Below are 2,572 nucleotides of genomic sequence, written 5' to 3' on the forward strand. Positions count from 1 at the left end.
GTACTGGGGTCATTCATGGAAAGCTCCGTCTCGCCGACGCGCGGGTCTACGCATCGCGCGCCGGTCATCGTGCGTCATGGGAAGCGCACGCTTGGTCACATTCAGCGGCACCGGCCCGCACTGCGCCATTCGGGGCGGGCAAACGGGGGGCTCCCCCGGCGCGTCCGGGCCTCCGGGCCTCCGGGCCTCCGGGCCCAACACGCCGGACCCAAGACGGCCCGCACGGCGGCGAGCGGGGCACAGTGGCGGAGTCCCGGCCCCGCCCCCCGGGGCCCGTCGTCACGCTCCCTCCGTCGCCGGAGGCCGACCCGCACCGGGTCCGGGGCACGGCACGCGCCCCGGGGGCCCCGTACGGCAGGCGGGCGCCATCCACCCGGCGTGGCGGGAGCGCGTCCGCGGCATCGCGGGCGGGGGGGAGGTCCGCTCCGGGAGGGGCACTCGTCCAGGAGGCCCGGCCTCCGGGAGGGGCGTCAGCCGTGCCGGATCCCCGCACCGACCCCGCCGGCCGCAGCGATTGGGAAGACCCCGACGACTCCGGTGACCCCGCCAAGCCCGGCGAAGGCGCCGGCCCCGGCATCCGCGTCGACGGCGGTCCCCGTCGGGAGGGTGGCCGGCCACGGCGCGTCCCGGGCCCCGCCAGGAGGTTGACCCGGGGGGGCTGCCGCGACGGGTGCGGGCCCGCCTCCCCCGGGTGCGTCCCCCGCGCGGACCGAGCGGCGGGCCGACCGGCCGGCTGCCGGCGGCGCTGCTCCCCGCACTGCTGCTCTGTGCCGCCGGGTCCGGCCCGCCGGCCGGGGGCGTCGGGCGGGCCCTCGTGGGGACCGCCGAAGGGGCGGTGCGCGGGCGGGCGCACGGGGGCTGCGCGACCTTCGGGGGGATCCCGTACACCGCCGCGCCCACGGCGCGTCGGCCCCGGTGGCGGCCGCGTAACCGGAGGCGGACTTCCCGACGGCCGCGAGCGCCTTCGCCACCCTGCTGTCCGACGCCTCGTTCACCTGCCCGACGCTGCGCGACAGCCGTGCGCCGGCCCGCCATGTCCCGGTGTACGGCCATCCGTTCAGCGACAGCCGGGCGCCGGACTCCACCGGCCTGCCCGAGCGCGCCGGGTTCCCGTTCGGGGCGGCACACGGCTTCGAACTGCCCCACCTGTTCACCACGGTGCCCCTGACGGCCCCTCAGGCGAAGCTCGCGGAGCGGCTGACCGGGCGCTGGACCCGCTTCGCCGGAGCTCCGGCCCGGCCCCGGTTCGCGGGGCGCGGCCCGTCGGTCCTCAGGCCGGCGCCTGGGGGCGGGGGGACCCGGGCGCCGGACACCCCGGCCGCGCACCACTGCGCACTCCGGGACGGCCTGGCGGCGCCGGTGCCGGAGCCCGGCACCGGCGGTTGAGCGGCCCCGGGGGGCTACAGCCGGACGTCCCAGGTCACGGTGGAGGACAGGCTGCGGGCGATCTCGGGGTCGCGGACGGCGGGGGTGCGGTCCTCGGCGGTCACCGACAGCTTGTGGGTGCGCAGGTCCAGCAGCCACAGCTCGGCCACCCGCACCTCGGTCCGGCCCGCGAACCGCCCCAGCTCGCGGCCGTCGAGGTACCAGCGGACCACCGGCTGCCGCCCGTCCGCGGAGGCCAGGTGCGGGACGGCCACCTGCGCCGTGCGCCACAGCCTCAGGGGCCGGTCGGTGGGGGTGAGCGGGGTCACGAGGCGTGCGTGGCGGCGGAATCCGGCGATCATCGCCTCCACCCCGGGGAGGTTGAAGGGCTTGCCCAGCACCCGCATGATCGAGTTGTCGGTGGGCCGGTAGAGGCCCGTCACGTAGTAGCCGCCGCCCTCGTAGGCGCCGACGGTGCCTCCGTCGGGGGAGGTCTCACCGAGCCAGCGGTACCACTTGGCGCGCTGTGCGGCCATCGCGGAGGCGTCCAGGGTGGAGGTGTTGGGGTCGGCGGGCTCCGGGCCGGTGTACCTCTCGTAGTCGGGCACGCCAGGGTAGAAGTACTCGTCGGCGAGCTTGCCGAGGGAGTGGCCGGTCTCGTGGATGGCGACCTGGCCGGACTTGGGGTGGCCCGCGGAGGCCGTCGAGATGCCCTCGTAGCCGAGGGTGGGGCTGGGCTCGTTGTAGCCGGCGCCGCCGTACTTGGCGCTGTTGGCGAGGACGATCACCAGGTCGGCCGCGGGCGCCTTCGCCACGTACGCGTCCACCTTGGGCTGGTCCACGCAGAGCAGCCGCTCGATGGACCCGCACCAGAAGTACGAGCCGAGCGCGGTGTCGCGGACGGTGTCCGGGCCCGGGTCGCCGGAGACCCCGGACTGGGCCGAGACGGCGTCCACGGTCCACACGTTGAACAGGTCGCGGTAGGTGGTGTACGGCTCCACGGCCGTGACCTCGGCCCATTTGGCGCGGACGTCGGCATGGAAGCGGTCCAGCTCGGCGGCGGTGTAGCCGTCGCCGACGAAGACCACGTCGAGCCGGTCGGCGGTGGGGCCGTTGTCGACCGTCTTGGTGACCTGACCGTCGGCGGCCCGGGCGGCCTCGGAGAGGCGGGGCGCCGCCTTCGCCCGTCCGGCGGCCGGTACCCGGG

At 77.0% G+C, this 2,572-nt stretch carries 1 protein-coding gene and 1 pseudogene; one reads left to right on the forward strand and one right to left on the reverse strand.

The window, feature by feature from the left end; translation table 11 throughout:
- Positions 1-954: 954 nt before the first annotated feature.
- Positions 955-1,386 (forward strand): annotated as a pseudogene (locus VR44_RS35155) (carboxylesterase/lipase family protein); the annotation flags it as partial.
- 14 nt (positions 1,387-1,400) lie between these two features.
- Here the strand turns inward: VR44_RS35155 and VR44_RS35160 are convergent.
- Positions 1,401-2,572, reverse strand: a 1,172-nt coding sequence (locus VR44_RS35160; RefSeq protein ID WP_045951711.1) for a M64 family metallopeptidase, incomplete at its 5' end; no start/stop codon positions are given.

The organism is Streptomyces katrae, from assembly GCF_000966975.1.
Lineage (GTDB): Bacteria > Actinomycetota > Actinomycetes > Streptomycetales > Streptomycetaceae > Streptomyces > Streptomyces katrae.